This window comes from Roseateles asaccharophilus (assembly GCF_004362405.1).
Lineage (GTDB): Bacteria > Pseudomonadota > Gammaproteobacteria > Burkholderiales > Burkholderiaceae_C > Kinneretia > Kinneretia asaccharophila.
The window spans coordinates 149,555-171,204 of the sequence record NZ_SNXE01000009.1 but is presented as its reverse complement, the minus strand read 5'-3'; the positions used below and the strand labels follow the sequence as shown (position 1 = coordinate 171,204).

General features: G+C 66.6%; 19 protein-coding genes and 3 tRNA genes. 19 read left to right on the top strand and 3 right to left on the bottom strand.

From position 1 onward, the window contains the following. Window positions 1–4: 4 nt before the first annotated feature. Window positions 5–685: a phosphoglycolate phosphatase gene (gene gph / locus DFR39_RS17305; RefSeq protein WP_133605092.1), complete on the top strand. Its 681-nt coding sequence runs from the start codon at window positions 5–7 to the stop codon at window positions 683–685. On the opposite strand, the gene DFR39_RS17300 is transcribed toward gph, so the two are convergent. Next, a complete protein-coding gene (locus DFR39_RS17300) occupies window positions 664–1,278 on the bottom strand; it encodes a chalcone isomerase family protein (RefSeq protein ID WP_133605091.1) in 615 nt (204 codons plus the stop codon). The genes gph and DFR39_RS17300 overlap by 22 nt on opposite strands. A 430-nt stretch (window positions 1,279–1,708) precedes the next feature. On the opposite strand from DFR39_RS17300, the gene trpE reads away from it, so the two are divergent. The 14 genes from trpE to DFR39_RS17230 all read left to right on the top strand — a co-directional run bounded on the left by trpE (window position 1,709) and on the right by DFR39_RS17230 (window position 16,329). After that, window positions 1,709–3,193, top strand: a complete 1,485-nt coding sequence (gene trpE, locus DFR39_RS17295; RefSeq protein WP_133605090.1) for an anthranilate synthase component I — start codon at window positions 1,709–1,711, stop codon at window positions 3,191–3,193. Then, on the top strand, window positions 3,194–3,778 hold the full coding sequence (locus DFR39_RS17290) for an anthranilate synthase component II (protein ID WP_133605089.1): 585 nt from the start codon (window positions 3,194–3,196) through the stop codon (window positions 3,776–3,778). Next, window positions 3,775–4,812 carry a low-specificity L-threonine aldolase gene (gene ltaE / locus DFR39_RS17285; RefSeq protein ID WP_133605088.1) on the top strand — a complete coding sequence of 346 codons (1,038 nt, stop codon included), beginning with the start codon at window positions 3,775–3,777 and terminating at the stop codon, window positions 4,810–4,812. Before DFR39_RS17290 ends, ltaE begins: the two co-directional genes overlap by 4 nt. 1 nt (window position 4,813) lies before the next feature. Next, on the top strand, window positions 4,814–5,851 hold the full coding sequence (trpD, locus tag DFR39_RS17280; protein WP_133605087.1) for an anthranilate phosphoribosyltransferase: 1,038 nt from the start codon (window positions 4,814–4,816) through the stop codon (window positions 5,849–5,851). A 4-nt stretch (window positions 5,852–5,855) separates the two neighbouring features. After that, the gene (gene trpC / locus DFR39_RS17275) at window positions 5,856–6,647 is read left to right on the top strand and encodes an indole-3-glycerol phosphate synthase TrpC (protein ID WP_133605086.1); all 792 of its coding nucleotides are present in this window, start codon (window positions 5,856–5,858) and stop codon (window positions 6,645–6,647) included. Further along, entirely contained in the window at window positions 6,644–7,327 is a 684-nt protein-coding gene (locus DFR39_RS17270) for a uracil-DNA glycosylase (RefSeq protein WP_133605085.1), read from the top strand. Before trpC ends, DFR39_RS17270 begins: the two co-directional genes overlap by 4 nt. Window positions 7,328–7,468: 141 nt before the next feature. Next, entirely contained in the window at window positions 7,469–8,401 is a 933-nt protein-coding gene (locus DFR39_RS17265; RefSeq protein WP_133605084.1) for a glucosamine kinase nucleotide-binding domain-containing protein, read from the top strand. Then, window positions 8,401–9,159 carry a GntR family transcriptional regulator gene (locus tag DFR39_RS17260; RefSeq protein ID WP_133605083.1) on the top strand — a complete coding sequence of 253 codons (759 nt, stop codon included), beginning with the start codon at window positions 8,401–8,403 and terminating at the stop codon, window positions 9,157–9,159. Before DFR39_RS17265 ends, DFR39_RS17260 begins: the two co-directional genes overlap by 1 nt. Window positions 9,160–9,180: 21 nt before the next feature. After that, a complete protein-coding gene (gene nagA / locus DFR39_RS17255; RefSeq protein WP_133605082.1) occupies window positions 9,181–10,314 on the top strand; it encodes an N-acetylglucosamine-6-phosphate deacetylase in 1,134 nt (377 codons plus the stop codon). 16 nt (window positions 10,315–10,330) lie between these two features. After that, window positions 10,331–11,341: an SIS domain-containing protein gene (locus DFR39_RS17250; protein WP_133605119.1), complete on the top strand. Its 1,011-nt coding sequence runs from the start codon at window positions 10,331–10,333 to the stop codon at window positions 11,339–11,341. Between the two features lie 11 nt (window positions 11,342–11,352). After that, on the top strand, window positions 11,353–12,852 hold the full coding sequence (nagZ, locus tag DFR39_RS17245; RefSeq protein WP_246030879.1) for a beta-N-acetylhexosaminidase: 1,500 nt from the start codon (window positions 11,353–11,355) through the stop codon (window positions 12,850–12,852). A 39-nt stretch (window positions 12,853–12,891) separates the two neighbouring features. Then, on the top strand, window positions 12,892–14,217 hold the full coding sequence (locus DFR39_RS17240; protein ID WP_133605081.1) for an MFS transporter: 1,326 nt from the start codon (window positions 12,892–12,894) through the stop codon (window positions 14,215–14,217). Between the two features lie 81 nt (window positions 14,218–14,298). Then, window positions 14,299–15,201 carry a glycoside hydrolase family 16 protein gene (locus DFR39_RS17235; protein ID WP_162849570.1) on the top strand — a complete coding sequence of 301 codons (903 nt, stop codon included), beginning with the start codon at window positions 14,299–14,301 and terminating at the stop codon, window positions 15,199–15,201. A gap of 54 nt (window positions 15,202–15,255) precedes the next feature. Continuing rightward, a complete protein-coding gene (locus DFR39_RS17230) occupies window positions 15,256–16,329 on the top strand; it encodes an acyltransferase family protein (protein ID WP_133605079.1) in 1,074 nt (357 codons plus the stop codon). Between the two features lie 36 nt (window positions 16,330–16,365). Here the strand turns inward: DFR39_RS17230 and DFR39_RS17225 are convergent, their stop codons facing one another. Both DFR39_RS17225 and DFR39_RS17220 read right to left on the bottom strand, forming a co-directional pair. Continuing rightward, window positions 16,366–17,898: a tryptophan halogenase family protein gene (locus DFR39_RS17225; RefSeq protein ID WP_133605078.1), complete on the bottom strand. Its 1,533-nt coding sequence runs from the start codon at window positions 17,896–17,898 to the stop codon at window positions 16,366–16,368. Window positions 17,899–18,037: 139 nt separating this feature from the next. Further along, on the bottom strand, window positions 18,038–20,683 hold the full coding sequence (locus tag DFR39_RS17220; RefSeq protein ID WP_133605077.1) for a TonB-dependent receptor: 2,646 nt from the start codon (window positions 20,681–20,683) through the stop codon (window positions 18,038–18,040). A 450-nt stretch (window positions 20,684–21,133) separates the two neighbouring features. Between DFR39_RS17220 and DFR39_RS17215 the strand changes: the two genes are divergently transcribed. From DFR39_RS17215 to DFR39_RS20410, 4 genes are all read left to right on the top strand, one after another. Continuing rightward, a tRNA-Tyr gene (locus DFR39_RS17215) sits at window positions 21,134–21,219 on the top strand. A gap of 55 nt (window positions 21,220–21,274) precedes the next feature. Then, window positions 21,275–21,348 (top strand) — tRNA-Gly (locus DFR39_RS17210). 69 nt (window positions 21,349–21,417) lie between these two features. Beyond that, window positions 21,418–21,492 (top strand) — tRNA-Thr (locus DFR39_RS17205). Between the two features lie 44 nt (window positions 21,493–21,536). Further along, on the top strand, window positions 21,537–21,650 hold a 114-nt coding region (locus DFR39_RS20410; protein ID WP_204317187.1), incomplete at its 3' end, for a GTP-binding protein.

The window sequence follows — 21,650 nt, the reverse complement described above, 5'->3', positions numbered from 1 at the left end:
ACTTTTGAACTTCATTAAGTCACACCAACTCCCGCCCCAGGCCTTTCTGGTCGATCTGGACGGCACCCTGGTCGACACCCTGGGCGATTTTGTGGCCGTGCTCAACGAGGTGCTGGCCGAGCTGGCCCTGCCGGCGGTGCAGCGCGACTTCGTGGCCCACACGGTGGGTCGCGGCAGCGAGCACCTGATCCGCAGCACCCTGGCCGCGGTGGGCGGCGCGCCCACGCTCTACGAGCAGGCCTGGGCCCGCTACCAGCATCACTACGAGCGGCTCAACGGCCAGTATTCCGATCTGTTTCCCGGCACCCTGGAGGGCCTGGAACGCCTGCGCGCGCGCGGCCTGCCCATGGCCTGCCTGACCAACAAGCCGGCCGCCTTCGCCCGCGAGCTGCTGGCGCGCAAGGGCCTGGCGGGCTATTTCGACAAGGTCTTCGGGGGAGATGACTTCGAGCGCAAGAAGCCCGACCCGCTGCCCCTGCTCAAGACCTGCGAGGCCCTGGGCACGCCGCCCGCGGCCAGCTGGATGATCGGGGACAGCAGCAACGACGCCCAGGCCGCCCACGCCGCGGGCTGCCCGGTGCTGCTGCTACGCCATGGCTACAACCATGGCGAGCCCATCGATGCGGTGCCGGCCCTGCAGCATCTGGACCGGCTGGACCAGATTCAGTTGCCCGATCCGGCCTGACGGCTGCCGCCGCGCTGCTGGCCCAGCAAGGCGTCCTTGAGCTGGGCATCGGCGGGTGACTTGCCCAGCCAGATCTTGAGCAGCACATTGAAGAACTCGGGCTCCTTGATGGGCTCGCCGGCCACGCGGCTGCCATTGATGGAGACCACGGCGCCGGTGCCCGGCAGCCAGTCCACGCTGAAGTTCTCGCCGCTGGCCAGCTTTCTCTTGCTGGCAAAGATCTCGGCGATGCGCAGCACGCCCGAGATCGAGCGGCCGAACTCCTCGCGGGTGGAGTTGTCCTCCATGCCCTTGGTGAAGAGCTTGCCCAGCTCGGCCCCGTCGATATCGCGCAGCATCTGGATGTGCAGGCGCTTGGGGCCAGGGTTGGCCAGCACCGCCTCGGGCGTGCCGGCCTTGCTCGTGAGGTAGAGGCCGGCGGTGTAGACCTTGAACACCGCCTTGAAACGTATGCCGGCGCCGTTGAGCTGTAGCTTCTGTCCGCCGACCTCGGCCTGGGGCTCGTACTTGACGCCGGCCACATCGACCGACTGGGCCCAGGCCGGGGCGCTCACCACGGCGGCGAGCAGCAGGGCTGCGAGGCTTGATCTCATCTTGCTTGTCTCCGTCCATCCCGCTCTGGCGGCGGGCAGGCCGGAGTATGGTGCGAAGCGCGCGCACTCGTCTGTGGCAAGTGTCACAGTTGGACACCGGAGCTTTACCGAGTCGATCAGCGGGTGGGCGCTGCTACACTCGGCCGCATCATGTTCATCACGCGCAAGCACATCAAGGGGTCGAACGACCGGGGAGCCTGGCCCTGGCGTCGCTCGAACGACTTCGCCCGCTGAAGCCGCCTGACTGTTGCTTGCCGCCCCGCTGACCGCACGACGTGTCATGCGCGGGCCTCACAATCGAAACCCGATCGATCGCTCCCCGCAGGGAGCCGGCCGCAGTCAAGCGACCTGATTGAACCGGCGCGCGCCTGTTTTCCCGGCGGCTCCTCTGCGAGCCGGCGTAGCGCCCCCGTATTCGAGGTTTGACGACGTGATCACCGAACTGGAATTCCAGAGCCTGGCCGCCCAGGGCTACAACCGCATCCCGCTGATCAGCGAGGCTTTTGCGGATCTTGAAACCCCGCTCTCCCTCTATCTCAAGCTCTGCGCCGGTGCCGGCCAGGGCCGCCACAGCTTTCTGCTGGAATCGGTGGTGGGGGGCGAGCGCTTCGGGCGTTACTCCTTCATCGGCCTGCCGGCCCGCACCGTGCTCAGGAGCGAGGGCTTCAAGACCGAGGTGCTGCGCGACGGCGCGGTGGTGGAGACCCACGAGGGCAATCCGCTGGACTTCATCGAGGCCTACCAGCAACGCTTCAAGGTGGCCCTGCGCCCGGGCATGCCGCGCTTTTGCGGCGGCCTGGCCGGCTACTTCGGCTATGACGCGGTGCGCTATATCGAGCCCAAGCTGGCCCAGACGCATAAGAGCGGCGGCCTAGCCACGCCGGACGTGATGCTGCTGCAGTGCGAGGAGCTGGCGGTCATCGACAACCTCTCGGGGCGCCTGTACCTCATCGTCTATGCCGATCCCACCCAGCCCGAGGCCTATTTCCGCGGCAAGAAGCGCCTGACCGAGCTGCGCGACAAGCTGGCCTATTCGGTCAGCGCGCCCCAGGTCAAGCGCGGCCAGTCGCATCCGGTGCAGCGCGATTTCAAGCGCGAGGACTTCGAGGCCGCGGTGCTCAAGGCCAAGGACTACATCGCCGCCGGCGATTGCATGCAGATCGTCTTCGGCCAGCGTCTGGCCAAGCGCTATACCGAGTCGCCGCTGAGCCTGTACCGCGCGCTGCGCTCGCTGAACCCCAGCCCCTATATGTATTTCTATGACATGGGGGACTTCCAGATCGTGGGCGCCTCGCCCGAGATCCTGGTGCGCCACGAGCGCATTGCCGATGAAGAACGCATCACCATCCGCCCCCTGGCCGGCACCCGCCCGCGCGGCGCCACGCCCGAGCTGGACCAGGCGCTGGAGGCTGAGCTCAAGGCCGACCCCAAGGAGCGCGCCGAGCATCTGATGCTGATCGATCTGGCCCGCAACGATGTGGGCCGCATCGCCGAGACCGGCTCGGTCAAGCTGACTGATGCCTTCGCGGTGGAGCGTTACTCGCATGTGATGCACATCGTCAGCAATGTCGAGGGCACCTTGAAGCAGGGCCAGAGCAATATGGATGTGCTGCGCGCCACCTTCCCGGCCGGCACCCTCAGCGGCGCGCCCAAGATCCGGGCCATGCAGATCATTGACGAGCTGGAGCCCGTCAAACGCGGCATCTATGGCGGCGCCTGCGGCTACCTGAGCTTTGCCGGCGATATGGACCTGGCCATCGCCATCCGCACCGGCATCGTGCAGGACCAGACGCTCTATGTCTCGGCCGCGGCCGGCATCGTGGCCGATTCGGTGCCCGAGCTGGAATGGAAGGAGACCGAAGCGAAGGCGCGCGCGCTGATTCGTGCCGCCGAACTCGTTGAGGAGGGTTTCTAAATGCTGCTGATGATCGACAACTACGACAGCTTCACCTTCAACCTGGTGCAGTACTTCGGCGAACTCGGCGCGGACGTCAAGGTCGTGCGCAATGACGAGATCACGGTGGAGGAGATCGGCGCCCTCAAGCCCGAGCACCTGGTGTTCTCGCCCGGCCCCTGCACGCCGGCCGAGGCGGGGGTGTGCGTGGAAGCCATCCGTGCCTTCCAGGGCAAGCTGCCCATCCTGGGCGTGTGCCTGGGCCACCAGAGCATAGGCGCCGCCCTGGGCGGCCGCATCATCCGGGCCCAGACCCAGATGCATGGCAAGGCCAGCACCATCAGCACCGACCAGAAGGGCGTGTTCACCGGTCTGCCGCGCGAATTCAGCGTGATCCGCTACCACTCCCTGGTGATCGAGGAGGCCACCATGCCGGCCGTGCTGGAGATCAGCGCCCGCAGCGAGGACGGCGAGATCATGGGCGTGCGCCACCGCGAGCTGGCCGGCACGGCCACGCCGCTGGAGGGCGTGCAGTTCCACCCGGAATCCATCCTGTCCGAACATGGCCACGCCATGCTCCGCAACTTTCTGGAGCTTGCCCCATGAGCCAGCCGCCACGGGTTGATCTGCGCAGCGACACCGTCACCCAGCCCACCGCCGCCATGCGCGAGGCCATGTCGGCCGCGCCCTTGGGCGACGATGTGTTTGGTGACGATCCCAGCGTCAATGCGCTGCAGGCCGAGCTGGCCGAGATGCTGGGCTTCGAGGCCGCGCTCTTCATGCCTACCGGCACGCAGAGCAATCTCTGCGCGCTGATGAGCCACTGCCAGCGCGGCGAGGAATACATCGTGGGCCAGTACGCCCACACCTACCGCTGGGAAGGCGGCGGTGCCGCGGTGCTGGGCTCCATCCAGCCCCAGCCCATTGCCCATGCGCCGGACGGCTCGCTGCCGCTGGACGAGGTGGAAGCCCAGATCAAGCCCGATGACGCGCACTTCGCCCGCACCCGGCTGCTCGCCCTGGAGAACACCATAGGCGGCAAGGTGCTGCCTATGGACTATCTGGCCGCCGCGTCTGCGCTGGCCCAGCGCCGCGGTCTGGCCCGGCATTTGGACGGCGCGCGACTCTTCAATGCCGCGGTGGCGATTGACGCCGCCGAGCCCTACGCGGCGGCGCGCCGCATCTGCAGCCATTTCGACAGCGTCTCGGTCTGCTTCTCCAAGGGCCTGGGCGCGCCCGTGGGTTCGGTGCTCTGCGGCAGCCGCGAGTTTATCCAGCGCGCGCACCGCTGGCGCAAGATGAGCGGCGGCGGCCTGCGCCAGGCCGGTCTGCTGGCCGCGGCCGCCCAGCATGCGCTGCATCACCATGTGCGGCGCCTGGCGGACGACCACGCCCTGGCGCGCCGCCTGGCCGAGGGCCTGCAAGGCCTGCCCGGTCTGAGCGTGGAGGCGCCGCAGACCAATATCGTCTTTGCCGATGTGGCGCCCGAGCGCGCCGCCGGCCTGATCGAACACCTGAAAGCGCGCGGCGTGCTGGCCACCGGCCTGTACCGCTTGCGCTTCGTTATCCATCTGGATGTGGACGCCGTTGGCGTCGAGCGCGCGATTGCCGCCGTCCGTGACTACTTCCTCGGAGCCTGAGATGCCGATCACCGACCACGAAGCCCTGACCCGCGTCATCGAGCACCGCGAGATCTTCCACGACGAGATGCTGGCCCTGATGCGCCGCATCATGGGCGGCGAGATGTCGCCCGTGATCGCCGCGGCCCTGCTCACCGGCCTGCGCGTCAAGAAGGAGACCATTGGCGAGATCACCGCCGCGGCCCAGGTCATGCGCGAGTTCTCGGTCAAGGTGCCGCTGCAGCCGGGCCCGCATCTGGTGGATGTGGTGGGCACGGGCGGCGACGGCGCCCACACCTTCAATATCAGCACCTGCTCCATGTTCGTGGCCGCCGCGGCCGGGGCCCAGGTGGCCAAGCATGGCAACCGCAGCGTCTCCAGCAAGACCGGCAGTGCCGATGTGCTGGAGGCCCTGGGCGCCAACATCATGCTCAGCCCCGCCCAGGTGGCGCAGAGCGTGCAGCGCGCCGGCATCGGCTTCATGTTCGCGCCCAACCACCACCCGGCCATGAAGAACATCGCCCCGGTGCGCAAGGAGCTGGGCGTGCGCACCATCTTCAACATCCTGGGCCCGCTGACCAATCCGGCGGATGCCAAGAACATCCTGATGGGTGTGTTCCACCCCGATCTGGTGGGCATCCAGGTGCGCGTGATGCAGCGCCTGGGCGCCGAGCATGCCGTGGTGGTCTATGGCAAGGACGGCATGGACGAGATCTCGCTGGGCGCGGGCACCCTGGTGGGCGAGCTGAAGAACGGCGAGGTGCGCGAGTACGAGATCCATCCGGAGGACTTCGGCCTGGCCATGGCCAGCAACCGCAGCCTCAAGGTCAGCGGCCCCGAGGACAGCCGCCGCATGCTGCTGGGCGCCCTGGCCAATGAGGAAGGCCCGGCGCGCGACATCGTGCTGCTCAATGCCGGCGCCACGCTCTATGCCGCCAATGTGGTGGACTCCATCGCCGCCGGCATTGCCAAGGCGCGCGAGGCCATTGCCAGCGGCGCGGCCCGCGCCAAGCTGGATCAGTTTGTGACCACCACCCAGGCCCTGGGCCAGGAGGCTTGAGACCATGGCCGACATCCTGAAGCGCATCGTTGCGGTCAAGCATGAGGAAGTGGCGGCCGCGCGCGCGCGCCTGCCCCTGGCGGCCGTTCGCGAGCAGGCCGAGGCCGACCGCGTGACGCGCGGCTTCGAGCGCGCGCTGCGCGCCAAGATCGCCGCGGGCCACAGCGGCGTGATCGCCGAGATCAAGAAGGCCAGCCCCAGCAAGGGCGTGATCCGTGCCGACTTCCGCCCGGCCGAAATCGCGCAGAGCTATGAGCGTCACGGCGCGGCCTGCCTCTCGGTGCTGACCGACGAGCAGTTCTTCCAGGGCGCGGCCGACTACCTGCGCCAGGCCCGCGCGGCCGTGGCCCTGCCGGTGCTGCGCAAGGACTTCATGGTCGACGAGTACCAGGTCTTCGAGGCGCGGGCCATGGGGGCCGACTGCATCCTGCTGATCGCCGCCTGCCTGGACGACGCGCGGATGGCCGATCTGGAGGCTGTGGCGCAAAGCCTGGGCCTGGACGTGCTGGTCGAGGTGCATGACGGCGCGGAGCTGGCGCGCGCCCTGCGCCTGAAGACGCCCCTGGTGGGCATCAACAACCGCAATCTGCGCACGTTCGAGGTCACGCTGGACACCACCCTGGGCCTGCTCAAGGACGTGCCGGCGGACCGCCTGCTGGTGACCGAGAGCGGCATCCTGGCCCCGGCCGATGTGCAGACCCTGCGCGCCGCCCAGGTGCACGCCTTCCTGGTGGGTGAGGCCTTTATGCGCGCGCCGGATCCGGGTCAGGCCCTCTCGGCCCTGTTTGCCTCGTGAGCGCGGGCTGGCAGGAGGTGGTCGAGGCCTGGCAGGCCTCGCCCGCGGGCCAGGGCCTGGAGGCCTTTCTGGCCCAGCGCCGCGCCGCCGGTGCGCTGATCTATCCGCCCGAGCCCTTCAGGGCGCTCACGCTCACGCCCCTGGATCAGGTGCGCGTCGTGATCCTGGGGCAGGACCCCTATCACGGGCCCGGTCAGGCCGAGGGCCTGGCCTTTTCGGTGCCGCCCACGCTCAAGAAGCTGCCGCCCAGCCTGCGCAATATCTTCAAGGAGCTGCAGCGCGACCTGGGCCTGCCGCCGCCGGCCCATGGCCATCTGGGCGCCTGGGCGCGCCGCGGCGTGCTGCTGCTCAATACCTGCCTCACGGTGGAGGACGGCGCCCCGGCCAGCCACGCCAAGAAGGGCTGGGAGGCGCTCAGCGACGCCCTGACCCTGCGCGCCGCGGCCGATGCCGCGCCCAAGGCTTTTCTGCTCTGGGGTGCCCATGCCCAGGCCAAGGCCCAGCTGATTGCGGGCGCCGATGTGGCGCGCCGCCATCTGGTGCTGCAGGCCAACCACCCCTCGCCACTCTCGGCCACCCGGCCGCCCACGCCGTTTATTGGCTGCGGGCACTTCTCGCGCGCGGCGGCCTGGCTGGCCTTGCGCGGGCGGCCTGTGGATTGGAGTCTGGAAGATCGGTAAAAACCCCGAAGCGCCGTGATACTCGGGCTGGTGTTTTATTGGTATTAACCCGATAAATCCGCCGCCCCACGCCATTCCGCCGTGTGAGTGGTGAATACCAATTGACGCCCAGTTGTCTCTGGTACTAGACTGGTATTAAATATGAACACGGCCTTCGCACGCGCCGCGAGCGCGCCCTCACAGTCTGCCACCAAACCCGTACGCTTTCTGATTGGCGTGGACGGTGGGGGTACCGGCACCCGCGTGCGTCTGGCCTACCGGCAGGGGCGGGTGCTGGGCCAGGGTGAGGCGGGCCCCTCGGCCCTGGGCCAAGGGGTAGAGCAGGCCTGGCGCCATGTGCAGCAGGCCGTGATGGCCGCCGCGGGGCAGGCGGGTCTGGGCGTTTTGGACCTGGCGGAATGCGCCATCGGGCTGGGGCTCTCGGGCGCCACCATTGCGGAGCAGGCCGAGAGCTTTCTGCGCCTGCAGCCGGGTTATGCCCGGGTGCTGCTGGAGAACGACGGCTACACCACCGTGCTGGGTGCCCATGGCGGCCGGCCGGGGGCTGTGGTGGCCTCGGGCACCGGTGCCGTGGGCGAGGCCCTGCGCGAGGATGGTTCGCGCGTGCTGATCAGCGGCTGGGGCTGGATCACGGGCGACGAGGGCAGTGGCGCCTGGCTGGGCATCAAGGCCATGCGCCACGCCCAGCAGGCCATGGATGGCCGTGTGCCGGCAGGTGCCCTGGCGCATGCGGTCTGGGCCGCGACCGGTGGGCAGCGTGATGCGCTGGCCGATTGGTGTGCCGCGGCGGGGCAGCATGCCTACGCCAGCCTGGCGCCCCTGGTCTTCGATCAGGCGGCCCAGGATCCGGTAGCGCGCGCCTTTGTGGAAGAGACGGTGGCGGAGCTGGAGCGTCTGGCGCTGGCACTGGATCCCTCGGGGCGACTGCCCGTGGCGCTGTGCGGCAGCATCGCGCGCCGCGTGGCGGCGTATTTCTCAGGCACCATTCGTGCCCGCTGCGTCGAGCCGCAAGGCGACTCGGCGGACGGCGCGCTGCTGATGATAGGCCGCGCACTCACCGAGATGGGACTCTGATGACTGCTTCTGCCACTGCCACCAAGCTTCCTTTCCAATTCAAGGCCGACCCCGAGGCCGCATCGCCGCTGTATATGCAGCTGGCGCACAAGCTGGCCCAGGCCATACGCGATGGCCACTACCACCCTGACGAGGCCTTGCCCTCGGAGCGGGTGTTGTCCGAATCGCTGGATCTCTCGCGCGTGACGGCGCGCAAGGCCATCGACCGTCTGGTCGAGCAGGGTCTGATCATCCGCAAGCGCGGTTCCGGCAACTACATCGCGCCCAAGCTGGAGCAGCCGCTCTCGCGTCTGACCAGCTTCTCTGAAGAACTGCACCAGCGCGGCTTCAAGCCCAGCTCCAAATGGCTGACCCGCGGCTTTGCCCAGGCGGCACCGGATGAGCAGCTGAGCCTGGGCCTGGCCACGGGCGCGCGCGTGGCGCGCCTGGAGCGCCTGCGCCTGGCCGATTCGGTGGTCATGGCCTACGAGGTGAGTGTGCTGCCCGAGACGGTGCTGCCCGATCCCCAGGCCGTGGATGCCTCGCTGTACGCCCATCTGACCCGCCATGGCGGTGCCCCGGTGCGCGCGCTGCAGCACATCCGCGCCATCAATGCCGAGCCCAAGCTGGCGGCCCTGCTGGAGGTGCCGGTGGGCCAGGCGGTGCTCTTCATCACGCGGGTGGGCTTTCTGGAGTCGGGTCAGGCCGTGGAGCTGACCCATTCCTACTGCCGCAGCGATTACTACGACTTCGTCGCCGAGATGCGACGGGATGGCTAGAGGGCCGGAAACGGGACGGGAATGAGTTTGGCTGTTGATCAGATCGAGGGCTACATCCTCACGCCGCAGGGTTTTGTGCGCGGCGTGCTGGAGCAGCGGGAGGGACGGATCGTCCGCATCGAGGGCGAGAGCGTCACCGAGCCCGAGGTCCGACATGCTCGCCAGACTCTGCCCCTGGTGCTGCCCGGCTTCATCGACGTGCATGTGCACGGCGGCGGCGGGCGCGACACCATGGAGGGCAGCGACGCGGCTGCCGCCATCTCCCGCCTCCATGCCCGGCATGGCACGACGGCCTTGCTGGCCACCACCATGACCGCGCCCATGGACGAGATCCGGGCTGCGCTCGAGGCCGTGGGGCCGCTGTGCCAACGGCGTGATCCCCAGGGCGCCCGCGTGCTGGGCGTGCATCTGGAAGGCCCCTACATCAACCCGGGCAAGCTGGGCGCCCAGCCCGACTTTGCCAAGGCCGCCAGCATCGAGGAGATCCTGGCCCTGCATGCGCTGGCGCCCATCCGCCTGATCACCCTGGCGCCCGAGCTGCCGGGCTATCTGGAGCTCATCACCCAGCTGCGCGAGGCCGGCTTCCAGGTGCAGATCGGTCACACCCTGGGCACTTACGAGGACGGCGTGGCCGCCCTGGCCCATGGCGCCGGCGGCTTCACCCATCTCTTCAATGCGATGAGCGGCCTGCACCACCGCGAGCCCGGCATGGTGGGCGCGGCCCTGGCCCATGCGCGCTACGCCGAGATCATTCCGGACCTGCTGCATGTGCACCCCGGCGCGATCAAGGTGGCGCTGCGCGCCATTCCCTGCCTGTTCTGCGTGAGTGATTCCACCGCGGCGGCCGGCATGCCCGATGGCGAGTACAGCCTGGGCCGCCACAAGGTCCAGAAGTGCTTGGGCGGCGTGCGTCTGCCCGACGGCACCCTGGCCGGCAGCACCCTGACCCTGGATCAGGCCCTGCGCAATCTGGTGGGCCTGGGCCTGGAAATCGAAGAGGCATCGCGCCGCGTCTCGACCTACGCGGCGGATTACATGGGCCTGGAAGACCGGGGGCGTCTGACCCCGGGCGCCTGGGCGGATTTGGTGGTGATGGACCGGGACCTGCAGTTGCAGCGCGTGGTGGTTGAAGGAGAAGAAATTGAGCTCGGCTAATCTGAATGGTTCTCGCATGCTGGAGGAGGCGCTGAGCGCTCCCGCCTGCGTGGCACGTCAACTGGCCGCCGATCAAGGCGCTTACGCAGCCTTGGGCGAGGCGCTGCGCAGCCAGCCGCCCAGCAGCCTGCTGACCATTGCCCGCGGCAGCTCGGACCACGCCGCCCACTACATGGCCTATCTGGTGATGGCCCGCCTGGGCCGCCTGGTCACCTCCCTGCCCATGTCCCTGATCACGCTCTACCAGAGCAAGATCGAGAGCAAGGGTTTGGTCTCGCTGGCCTTCTCGCAGTCGGGCCAGAGCCCCGATCTGGTGGCGCCCACCCAGTACTTCAGCAGCCAGGGCGCGCGCACCGTGGCCTTTGTCAACGCCTCGGGCTCGCCCCTGGCCCAGGCCGCCCAGCATGTGTTCTCCCTGCATGCCGGCCCCGAGCAGAGCGTGGCGGCCACCAAGAGCTATATCGCCCAGCTGGTGGCCGGTGCCCGCGTGGTGGCCGCCTGGCAGGATGATGAAGACCTGTCCGCCGCCCTGCAGACCCTGCCCGAGGCCCTGGCCCAGGCCGCCGCCCTGCGCTGGGACACAGCGGTGGAAGCGCTCAAGGACGCCGACAAGCTCTTCGTGATCGGCCGCGGTACCGGCCTGGCCATCGCGATGGAAGCCGCGCTCAAGTTCAAGGAAACCTGCGGCATCCAGGCCGAGGCCTTCTCGGGCGCCGAGGTCAAGCATGGCCCCATGGCCCTGGTGGAAGAGGGCTACCCGCTGCTGGTTTTCGCTCCGCGCGGCCCGGCCCAGGCCGGCCTGATCGCCCTGGCCGAGGAAATGCGCGGCCGTGGTGCCCGCGTGCTGCTGGCCGCCCCCAAGGGCACGCCCGGCGCCGAGCTGGAGCTGGCCACCACCGGCAATGAGGATCTGGACCCCATCGCCGCGGTGCAGAGCTTCTATCCCATGGTCGAGGCCCTGGCGCGTGCGCGCGGCCTCAACCCCGACCAGCCGCGCCATCTGGCCAAAGTGACCAAGACGCATTGATTCCCACGAGCATGAGCGCGACCCCTGCCTTCCGCCCCGGCCATCTGGTGATGGTCGACATTCCCGGCAAGACTCTGGATGCCGAGACCGCCGCCTTTTTGCGCGAGCATGAGATTCGCGCGGTCTGCCTGTTCCGCAAGAACCTCGGCAGCGAGGATGAGATCCGTCAGCTGACCGCCGATCTGCGCGAGGTCATGGGCCCGCTGGGCCTGATCGGCATCGACCAGGAAGGCGGCTCGGTGATCCGCGCCACCAGCGTGCCCCAGGCCCCGGCCGCCATGGCCCTGGGTGCCGTCGGTGACGAGGCCCTGGCCGAGGAGGTGGGTGCCGCCGTGGCCCGTTCCCTGCGCCATCTGGGCATCAACTGGAACTTCGCGCCCGTGCTGGACGTGAACAACAACCCGGCCAATCCGGTGATTGGCGAGCGCAGCTTCGGCGAGGACCCGGAGCGCGTGATCCGCCTGGCCCGGGCCTGGATGCGCGGCTCGCTGCGCGAGGGGGTGGCCTGCTGCGTCAAGCACTTCCCCGGTCATGGCGACACCCATGTGGACTCGCACCATGCCCTGCCCACGGTGGACAAGTCCCTGGCCGCGCTGGAGGCCCTGGAACTGCGCCCCTTCCGCGCCCTGGCCTCGGGGGCCGAGGCCGCGCCGGCGGTGATGACCGCCCATATCGTCTATCCGCAGCTGGATGCCGAGCATCCGGCCACCCTGTCCAAGACCATTCTGGGCGGCGTGCTGCGCCAGAACCTGGGCTTTGGCGGCGTGGTCATCACCGACGCGCTGATGATGAAGGCCGTGTTCGAGCGCTACGGCTATGCCCGCGCCTCGGTGCTGGCCCTGCAGGCCGGCGCCGACATGCCCCTGGCCCAGGGCAGCCGCGCCGAGCAGGCCGAGGTGCTGGACGCCATCGCCGCCGCCCTGGTCGCCGGCCAGCTGAGCCTGGCCGAGGTGCAGGCCGCCGCGGCGCGCATCGAGACCCTGGCCCGCGCCTATCCCCTGGCCCGCCGCGACTACGCCGCCGGCCAGCGCGAGGCCGATGACGCCCTGATGCATCGCGCCTGGGCCCAGTCCCTGTGCGCCCTGCGTGGCGCCACGCCTCCGACCAGCGAGCGTCCGCTGCGCGTGATCACCCAGGCCAGCGTGGCCAGCGATGGCGTGTCCGAGGCGGGGCTGCCTGTGGAGGAGGTGGCGGCGCTCTTCGACGCCCATTTCCGCGATGTGGAGTTCCTGCACCTGCCCAAGCTCAGCGCCCTGGGCGCGGCCGATCTGCCGCGCGATGGCCGCCTGAACGTGCTGGTGTCCAACCAGCGCGCGCGCTACGGCGCCACGGCGGCCCAGGCCGCGGTGGACCTGCATCTGGCCATCTGGAACCCCTTCCAGGTGCTGGATCTGCCGCAGGCGCCGGCCGTCGTGACCTGGGGCTATGCCGAGGGCGCGATGAGCGCGCTGCGCGCCTGGCTGCAGGGACGGCAGGACGCCACGGCGCAGCCGCCCGTCACCCTGAACTGATTGCTCACCCGGCTACCGCCCCCAGACCAAGGCCCTGCCATGACCCAGACGCCTCTGCGCTCGCCCATCCGTTGGGTGCCCAGCCTGTACTTTGTGCAGGGCCTGCAGTTCTTTGTGGTGATGTTGATCGCCGGACTCATGTTCAAGAACATGGGCGTGGCCAATGACCAGATCGCACGCTGGACCGGCGCCCTGGGCCTGGCCTGGGCCTTCAAGCCGCTGTGGAGCCCCTTTCTGGAGCTGGCGCGCAGCAAGAAGCTGATCGTGGTGGCCATGCAGTTCACCGGCGCGGTGGGCCTGGGCCTGATGGCCGTGGCCCTGCAGCTGCCCATGTGGTTTGCGGCCAGCATTGCCGTGCTCTTTCTGCTGGCCTATGCCTCGGCCACGCACGATATCGCCTGCGACGGCCTCTATATGGCCAGCCTGGACGCCAAGCAGCAGGCCGCCTATGCCGGCTGGCAGGGCGCCTTCTTCAATGCCTCGAAGTTCCTCACCCTGGGGGGCTTGCTGGTGCTGGCCGGCTATCTGGAGCGCACGGTCGGCGTGATGAATGCGTGGTCGGTGATCTTTGTCCTGCTGGCCGTGCTGCTGGCCCTGCTGGCCAGCTACAACGCCTGGGCCCTGCCGGGCACGCTGAACACCGAGCATGCGGACCTGACCGCGTCCGGCATCTGGCGCACCCTGCGCGAGGTGATTGCAGACTTTCTGCAAAAGCCCGGCATCTGGATGGCCATTCTCTTCATCGTGCTGTTCCGCTTCGCCGAAGGTCAGGTGCAGACCATCGGCCCGCTGTTCCTGAAGGAAGCGCGCGAGAGCGGTGGTCTGGGGCTGAGTACCGAGCAGATCGGCGGCGTCTACGGCACCGTGGGTACCGCAGCCTTTCTGGTGGGCAGCATCTTGGGGGGCTACTTCACCAGCTGGCTGGGCCTAAAGCGCGCCATGCCGGTGCTGATCGTGGCCATGGCCGTGCCCAATGTGACCTTCTACTACCTGGCGGCCACCATGCCGGAGGATGTGTTCCACATCGGCCTGGCCGTGGGCATCGAGATGTTTGGCTATGGCTTCGGCTTCGTGGGCATGATTCTCTACATCATGCAGGCGGTGGCGCCGGGCAAGTTCCAGACGGCGCACTACGCCCTGGGCTCGGGCGTGATGCAGCTGGGTTTCATCTTCAGCAAGACCATCAGCGGCGACATCCAGCTGGCCATGGGTTACCAGGACTTCTTCCTGTGGACCATCGTCTGCGGCGTGCCGGCCCTGCTGCTGCTGCTGTTTGTGCGTATTCCCGCGAGCGGCGAGGCACAGAGCCCCGCGGCGACGGCCCAGCAAGAAGGTGCTGGGGCCCAAGCCGCAGCCGGCCGCTGAGCGCCCAGCCAAGTCCGTCCGCCGTGCGCCAGCAGATGGGTGCCGGCATTGAGGAGTGAGCCGATGATTTTGAGAGGGGCTATGGCGGCGCTGACCGGCGCGATTGCCATGCTGTTTTGCCAACCTGCCGCGGCGCAAGCCGGGCAGGTTTTTTTTGACGACTTTTCCTACGCCACGACGCAGCAGCTGCAGCGCGAGGGCGGCTGGACGCCGCGCAGCCAGGCTGGGCACCCCGGCATAGAAGGCGCACGCTGGTCGCCCGAGGGCCTGAGCCTGCTGGACGATGAGTCGCTGCGCGGCAATCGCCTGCTGCGGCTGCAGGCGCGCACCGATGGCCGCGCCGCCGGCACCGAGCAGGTGCAGCTCTGCCATCAGCGCAAGTATCTGGAGGGCACTTATGCGGCCCGGCTGCGTTTCCGGGATGCACCTCGCCAGGGTGTGGACGGCGACCCGGTGATCCAGACCTTCTATGTGGTCAGCCCCTTGCGTTTCGACTTCGACCCCGAGTTCAGCGAGCTGGACTGGGAGTACCTGCCCAATGGCGGCTGGGGCAGCGAGAAGACGCGGCTGTACGGCATCAGCTGGCAGACGGTGCAGCTGCAGCCCTGGAAGGCCTACAACCAGGCGCACGAGGAGTTCGGCTCCCTGGATGGCTGGCAGGTGCTGATGATGCAGATCCTGGATGGCCGTACTCGCCTCTTCGTCAATGGGCGGCAGGTGGCCGAGCATGGGGGGCGCAACTATCCGGTGTCGCCCATGTCCATCAATTTCAATCTCTGGTTCTCGCCCGGCGGTCTCTTGCCTGCAAGCGCCGAGGCCCGCGTCTGGGAGCAGGACGTGGATTGGGTCTTCCATGCGCGCAATGCCCGGCTCTCGCCCGAGCAGGTAATGGCCGAGGTGGCAGCCCTGCGCCGTGCCGGTACCGCGCGCCTGGATCAGGTGCCGGCCGCCCAGCCCGCGCTGGAGAGCCGCTGCGATTTTTGAACCCTGACCCGCCGGCCTCGCGGTGCCGCGGGTCTGCGTGCTTGAGCAAGTTGTATGAGTGATCCGAAGAATCAGCGTCTGGGCTCGGTCGATGCGCTGCGCGGCCTGTCGGTGGCCGCCATGCTGCTGGTCAACAACCCCGGCGATTGGGGCCATGTCTATGCCCCGCTGCAGCATGCGGCCTGGCACGGCTGCACGCCGACCGACCTGATCTTTCCCTTCTTTCTTTTCATCGTCGGCGTCTCCATCGCCCTGAGCATGGGCGGGCGTATCGAGGCCGGTGCGCCCAAGGCGCCGATGGCCCGTACCGTGCTTGAGCGCGCCCTGCGCATACTGCTGCTGGGCCTGGTGCTGCATGCCCTGGCCTGGTGGCTGATGGACAAGCCGCACTTCCGGCTGATGGGCGTGCTGCAGCGCATAGGCATCTGCTTTGCGCTCACGGGTCTGGTGGCCCTGTATCTGCGCGCCAGCCTGCAATGGGCCTTGCTGAGCCTCTTGCTGGTCGGCTACGGCGGGCTGCTCCTGGCCGGCGGCGATCTGAGCCAGGCCGGCAACCTGGCCGCCCGCTGGGACAGCGTCTTGCTCGGGCCCCTGGCCTATCAGTGGGATGCGGCGCGAGGCCTGGCGCACGAACCCGAGGGCCTGCTCAGCACCCTGGGTGCCTGGGCCAGCTGCCTGCTGGGGCTGCGTGCCGGTGAATGGCTGCGCCGCGGCCACACCGGGCGCCTGTGCCTGCTGGGCCTGGCAGCCCTTGCATTGGGCTACGCGGCGCAGGGCTTGCTGCCCTGGAACAAGCAGCTCTGGACCAGCAGCTTCGTGCTGTGGACCGGTGGCTGGGCCGCCCTGGCGCTGCTGGCCGCCCACCAGCTGGTGGACCGTCACGGCTGGCCGGCTCTGGGCCGCAGCTTTGGCGTGAATGCCATCGCGGCCTATGCCGGGGCCTGGGTGATGGCCGTTGTGCTGGAGGGCATGGGCTGGGCCAAGCCGATCTACACGCTGGGCCTGGGCTGGCTTGCTCGCGCCGTCGATCCCTTCGCGGCCTCCCTGGCTTTCGCGCTGTGCTTTGTGCTGGTCTGGGCGCTGGTGGTGCGCGAGCTGGATAGGCGACGGATCTATATCAAGGTCTGATGATGGCGGCCGGCAATGCCCGGCCGCCTTGCCGAGTCATGGCGTGCCTTGTGCGGCCAGGGCCGCATGCAGTTCCCGCAACCAGTGGCCGTGCGGCAGCAGTTCCGAGGCAAGCTGGTCGGTGCACGCCTGTAGTCCGACGAACTGGGCGGCGCTGCTGTCGAGTTCCTTGGGCGATACCGGGAAGCCCCGAGTCGGGAACTTCATGCCATACAGCACGTAGAGGAAGTTCTCCACATTGAACATCTCGAAGCGGCTGGCGAAGTCCGAGGCAATCGGAGGTCGCAGGCGCCACGTGTCCAGGCGCTCCTGCAGCAGGTCCGACAGATGAGTGCCGTAGCGGCAGTCGCGCCAGAAGGCCGAGTCGTCGCGGTCTGACAGGTGATAGTGCATCTGCACGAAGTCGATGACCCGCTCCCAGGCATTCTGCGCTAGGCGGTTGAAATGCGGCTGGAGCCGGGCTTCGTCGCCATGTTCGCGCGGGAAGTTCTTGGCCAGCAGGTCGGCCGTGAAGTCCGTCAGCAGAATCGACGTGGCTTCCAGGGGCTCGACAAAGCCCTGAGCTAAGCCCAAGGCGACGCAGTTGCTGACCCAGAATTGCTGGCGGAAACCGATCTGCATACGGATTTTGCGCGGCTGGAAGTCCGCCTCGGAGCGACCGAGATAGGCGGCGAAGGTTCTGACCGCCTCGTCTTCCGACATGTGGCGGCTTGAGTAGACAAAGCCCGTGCCGCGGCGCTGCAGCACCGGGATGTCCCATATCCAGCCGGCGCGGTGCGCTTGAGCCAGTGTGTACGGGGGGATCGCTGCCGTGGCCTCGAACGGCACCTGCTGCACCAGGGCGGTGTCGGTTAGCACCTGGTGCGACTTGTCCACGAAAGGCACGCGCAACGTCTGTTGCGTCAGGATTGAAGCGAAGCCGCTGCAATCGACGTAGAAGTCGAAGCCGAGTCGCTCGCCCGTCTTCATCCGCAGAGCGCTGACCTTCCCCGTCTCGTCGCGGTCCGCCCCGATGATGGTCCCGACCACGTGCCTGATCCCGAAGCGGGCCTGCGCATTGCGCGCCAGCAGGCGGGCGAACTGATAGGCGTTGACGTGGTAGGCGTAGTCGACTTCGCCCTCGTAGGGCGGGGACTCGATGCGCTTGGGGCAAAGCCCGGCTTCGGACAGCCGCGCCGCGATCGACACATCCTGATAGTCCGGTCGGCGGCCCTGTAGCAGCCAACTTGGCGTCAGATCGAGACCCTCGGGGAATGGGGTGCTGAACGGGTGGTAGTAGTGATGTCCGGCACCGTGACGTTGCGCGTCCAGCCAGCCAGAGAACTTGATGCCGGTCTTCAGCGTCGTCTCGCACGACAGCAGCAGGTCCAGCTCCGAGATGCCGAATTTGCGCAGCGAGGTTTTGATGGAGGGCACCGTGCCCTCGCCGACGCCAATGATGGGTACCTCGTCGGATTCGATGACCGTGATTTCAACTTCGCGGTCGCCATGCAGCTCCCGGCCAAGATGGTTGGCGGCCAGCCAGCCGGCGGTTCCGCCGCCGACGATGGCGATGCGTTTGATTTTCATAGGAGGCGCTCCAGTCGATTGCTGGGTTGGCGGGGCGGCTCCCACGGCGCTGAACCCTCGGCCGCACTGAGGCCGCCCCTGCTCGGACGAAAAAAAGCCCGGCCGTGGCCGGGCTTCTGTCCAGATGCTAACGGGGCATTTAGAACTTGGCAGTGACGCCAAAGCGGTAGGTGATCTCACCCTTGTAAGACCAGGCCGGATAGCCGTTCTTCAGCTCGGGCTTGACCGTGGTCTTGCTGCCGGCGGCACCATACTGGATGTCATCGGACTTCAGCAGATTGATGGCTTCAAAGCCCAGCTTGATGTCTTTGGTGACGTTCCAACCCAAGCTCAGGTCCAGGGAGCCAATGGGGTCGTGCATGCGGTTTCCGTACCAGCCGGTTTCGCGAACCATGTACTTCGAGCGCCAGTTGTAGGCCAGACGACCGGAGTAGCTATCCGTCTCGTAATAGCCCACCAAGTTGACGTTGTGCTTCGAAGATCCGGTGAACACATTCAGCTCGTCTTGGAAGCTGGCAGCAGGTGCCGTGGCGTCGGAGTAGGTGTAGTTGGCCACCGTACCGAAGCCGCCGCCGAAGTTGTGGTTGATCTGGGCTTCGATGCCCTTGATCTTGCCGCCGCCAGCGTTGATGTAGCGATTGACGGTCCAGTTGTCGCCGCCCACCGGATCAGCCACGCCAATCTTCTGGTTGACAAGAGTCTTCGTGGACACGAAGTTGCTGATGCTCTTGTAGAAGGCGCCGATCGACACCATGTTGCCACGACCGTAGTAGAACTCATAGCTGAGGTCGAATTGGTTCGACTTCATCGGCTTGAGGCCCGGATCGCCAAAGGTGATGCTCTGGTTGGTCGGATCGTTATCGCCAAAACCACCTTGGCTGCCATAGAACATGTTGTCGAAGTTCGGACGTGTGATGGCCTTGGCGGCAGCAAAGCGAACGATGCTGTTGCGGTCCAGTTCGTAGGCTGCGTTAAAGCTGGGCAGCCAGTCGCTATAGCTGGCCTTGTCCGTCGACAGGGTGCGGCTCCAGCCATCATTCTGTGCCACGTCCTTCTTGGCAAAGATCTCGGCTTGCGTCACCCGGGTGGCGTCGAACTTGTAGGCCGAGCTGCTCACCTTGGTGTGGACGTAGCGCAGGCCGAAGTTGCCGCGCAGCTTGTCCTGGTCAAACTCAAACATGCCGTAGAGGCTGTTGTTCTTCTCTTCCAGGTCGGCTCGGCCAGGACGCTGCTCAATCCAAGCCACGACGCTCTGGTAGGTACCAGCAAACATGGCATCAATGTTCGGCTTGGGCATGTTCCAGCCGAGCGAACCTTGCGGGTGAGTACCGCTGTACAGGCCCGCGGTGTCGACTTCCTTGAGCACGTCGTCAAACTTGGCAGCGGTCCCCGTCTTGTCCATGACCGAGCGCTCTTGCCGCTTCTGGAAGGTGTGCGTTGTCGTGCGTGCACCGGCCTTGAACGCACTGAGCGCGCCCCAATTCAGATCCTTGCTCAGATCCACTTGAGCGTAGGTCTCTTTGTCGGTATTCGGGCTACGGCTGGTTGCCCATGCGCCGGAGGGGGCAACTTTGCTCGGGAACATGGAAACATCCACATCCTGAGCCGAGCTCGGCGACACGACGACTTGCTTGCCGGTCTGATCCACACTGCCGGTCCACACCGGCAGCTTGCCGCCGAAGTAGCCGAAGTTGGTCGTGGCCTTGGTGCCGCCGGTAGCCTTGGTGGTGCCGACCGTGCCGTCGACCTTGAAACCCTCACCCTTGAACGAGCCGTTCAGGTTCAGACTTTCAGAGGCCATAGAAGCCGAACGTGCCCAGGTCTCCACGAAGGCGGGGTTGGTTTTGTCTTTGGTTGCTGTGCTGAAGATGCAAGTGCCATCCACGTTCTTCTGCGTGCAGATATCGGAGCCGCCGGCCTGGAAGATGTAGTGGTTGGTGTTGCCGTTGTCTGCGGCGAGATCGAGCTTCAGATAGTTCAGGTTGAAGTCGAGACTAGCCGTGGGGCGAGCCTGCAGGGCGACATTCAGGGCCTTGCGTTCGCGCTTTTGCAGGAACGTAACGTTCTGCAGCGAGGAGCCCCAACCCACGAAGCTCTCGGTTCCGCGGCGAAGATAGTCACCATCCTCCAGGGCGCCTGCGATCATGACGCCGAAGCGCTTGCTCGGATCCTTGTAGTTGAACAGGCCGGACACGGTCTTGTTCAGATCCGTGCTGACCGTGCCCTTGCCAAGCTTGGCACTGACGATGGCGCTTGTGTCCATGTCAAGCGGCTTGCGGGTCTTGACAATCACGGTGCCGCCAATGCCGCCTTCGGTCAAATTGGCCTGCGAGGACTTGTAGACCTCCATGCCTCCGATCAATTCGGGAGGCAGGAGCGAGTAGTTGAAGGAGCGATCCAGCGAGAGCTGGTCGTACCAGCCGGTCGACGCAATGGTCTGGCCGTTCAGCGTGGTGTAGGTCATTTGCGGGTCGGTGCCACGGATCGAAACCGCAGCGCCTTGGCCGAAGGCGCGGCCCACGGAGATGCCGGGAATGCGGCCGAGCGCTTGGCCCACATCGGAGTCGGGCAGCTTGCCCACATCTTCGGCCGACACGGCATCAACAACGGCGCTGGCATTGCGCTTGATGTTGGTCGCCGTTTCCAGCGAAGCGCGGATGCCGGTGATCACTACCTGATCCAGCTGGGCGGCTTCCTTCTTTGCTTCTTGCGCTTGCACGCCGAACGCTGCGCTCAGCAGGGTCAGCGACACGGCGGCCGCGATAGGGGTCTTTGTGACCTTCATGAACTGCTCCTCGATATGGCCTGTTGATTCGTATAGGGCCTGTTACGAAGTGGAACCGGGGCTCATGCCTATCAGGAAGCGGCATGCGCCTGGTGCCCCCAAGATGCACCTTGATGCAACCAATGCCATGCCACTATAACGGCGGCTAGTGCCACTTTGCTACCAGTTTTGGGGCCGTGTTTTCCCTGCTGTGGCGGGCGCGCGACCCGCATCAGACGGGCGTTTCGGGGTGTTCGGGCTGTGATGTTGGCAAGCTTGGTAGTCAACTGGTATTCATGAGTGGTCTTGGGGTGGCAGGTGGTGTTCGCCTGGGATGTATTCGATGTCGGCCGGGCTTGTGCTGCGGTGTCTTTAGCTTGTGTGCATCGGCCTTGGGGCGGGTCTTTGCAAAAAACTTGGAAAAATCGTTTGCACGGAAAAATTGCTGTGCTATAGTCTAGGGCTTGCCTCGGAGGGGTGGCCGAGTGGTTAAAGGCAGCAGACTGTAAATCTGCCCGCTAACGCGTACGCTGGTTCGAATCCAGCCTCCTCCACCAAGGCAAACAGCATGCGATCTTGTTCGTAGCGGCAGGGTCCAGGCCATGCTCCCGGGCGGGAGTAGTTCAATGGTAGAACCTTAGCCTTCCAAGCTAATGACGCGGGTTCGATTCCCGTCTCCCGCTCCAGAGGCTTGGAAGTTGTGTCGTCGTTGTCGGCACTGGTTTGCTGATGCTTGTCATCAAACCTGTGTCGATGCCCATGTGGCTCAGTGGTAGAGCACTCCCTTGGTAAGGGAGAGGTCACGCGTTCGATCCGCGTCATGGGCACCACCAATTTCCTTCTCTTCTGATCTGTTCGCCTCCAGGAGCGCAAGATGGCAAAAGGCAAGTTCGAACGTACCAAGCCGCACGTGAACGTGGGCACGATTGGTCACGTTGACCACGGCAAGACCACGCTGACGGCTGCTATCGCGACCGTGCTGTCGAAG

Excerpts from the sequence above, each read along its gene's own strand:
- DFR39_RS17300 (WP_133605091.1), bottom strand. The coding sequence starts at position 1,278 with ATGAGATCAAGCCTCGCAGCCCTGCTGCTCGCCGCCGTGGTGAGCGCC.
- DFR39_RS17290 (WP_133605089.1), top strand. The coding sequence starts at position 3,194 with ATGCTGCTGATGATCGACAACTACGACAGCTTCACCTTCAACCTGGTG.
- ltaE (WP_133605088.1), top strand. The coding sequence starts at position 3,775 with ATGAGCCAGCCGCCACGGGTTGATCTGCGCAGCGACACCGTCACCCAG.
- trpD (WP_133605087.1), top strand. The coding sequence starts at position 4,814 with ATGCCGATCACCGACCACGAAGCCCTGACCCGCGTCATCGAGCACCGC.
- trpC (WP_133605086.1), top strand. The coding sequence starts at position 5,856 with ATGGCCGACATCCTGAAGCGCATCGTTGCGGTCAAGCATGAGGAAGTG.
- DFR39_RS17265 (WP_133605084.1), top strand. The coding sequence starts at position 7,469 with ATGAACACGGCCTTCGCACGCGCCGCGAGCGCGCCCTCACAGTCTGCC.
- DFR39_RS17260 (WP_133605083.1), top strand. The coding sequence starts at position 8,401 with ATGACTGCTTCTGCCACTGCCACCAAGCTTCCTTTCCAATTCAAGGCC.
- nagA (WP_133605082.1), top strand. The coding sequence starts at position 9,181 with ATGAGTTTGGCTGTTGATCAGATCGAGGGCTACATCCTCACGCCGCAG.
- DFR39_RS17250 (WP_133605119.1), top strand. The coding sequence starts at position 10,331 with ATGCTGGAGGAGGCGCTGAGCGCTCCCGCCTGCGTGGCACGTCAACTG.
- nagZ (WP_246030879.1), top strand. The coding sequence starts at position 11,353 with ATGAGCGCGACCCCTGCCTTCCGCCCCGGCCATCTGGTGATGGTCGAC.
- DFR39_RS17240 (WP_133605081.1), top strand. The coding sequence starts at position 12,892 with ATGACCCAGACGCCTCTGCGCTCGCCCATCCGTTGGGTGCCCAGCCTG.
- DFR39_RS17235 (WP_162849570.1), top strand. The coding sequence starts at position 14,299 with ATGGCGGCGCTGACCGGCGCGATTGCCATGCTGTTTTGCCAACCTGCC.
- DFR39_RS17230 (WP_133605079.1), top strand. The coding sequence starts at position 15,256 with ATGAGTGATCCGAAGAATCAGCGTCTGGGCTCGGTCGATGCGCTGCGC.
- DFR39_RS17225 (WP_133605078.1), bottom strand. The coding sequence starts at position 17,898 with ATGAAAATCAAACGCATCGCCATCGTCGGCGGCGGAACCGCCGGCTGG.
- DFR39_RS17220 (WP_133605077.1), bottom strand. The coding sequence starts at position 20,683 with ATGAAGGTCACAAAGACCCCTATCGCGGCCGCCGTGTCGCTGACCCTG.